Below are 328 nucleotides of genomic sequence, written 5' to 3'. Positions count from 1 at the left end.
TGGTGGCACTGGACCTCACCGACGCGCCGCTCGCCGAGCAGCTCGGCGCGGCCATGCGGCGTACCGCGGCGGCCGTCGACTCGGGTGCCGCGCGGGACCTGCTGAAGCACTGGTCGGAGGCCACCGCCCGGGTGTGACACGGCGGTTGGGGCCCATCGGGAATCCTCCCGGTGGGCCCCGACGCCTGTCCGGGATGTGGACCCTTGTTTGACCGGCGGGCGGACCCGACCTACAGTCTTGGCCAGGTCATGAGCGACAGCGACAAGCCCCAGCTTGCTGTCCGGCAACCCTCCGTCCGTGGCGGGGTGCCCTGGGTGAGGACCGGGCC

Annotated in this window: 1 riboswitch. The window is 72.9% G+C overall.

Annotated features, from left to right (window positions below):
• Positions 1-244 precede the first annotated feature (244 nt).
• Positions 245-323: riboswitch (SAM riboswitch) on the top strand.
• Positions 324-328 lie beyond the last annotated feature (5 nt).

Origin of the sequence: Kitasatospora sp. MBT66 (genome assembly GCF_000710405.2) — a bacterium.
Classification (GTDB): domain Bacteria; phylum Actinomycetota; class Actinomycetes; order Streptomycetales; family Streptomycetaceae; genus Kitasatospora; species Kitasatospora purpeofusca.
This window is presented reverse-complemented; position numbering and strand designations above follow the sequence as displayed.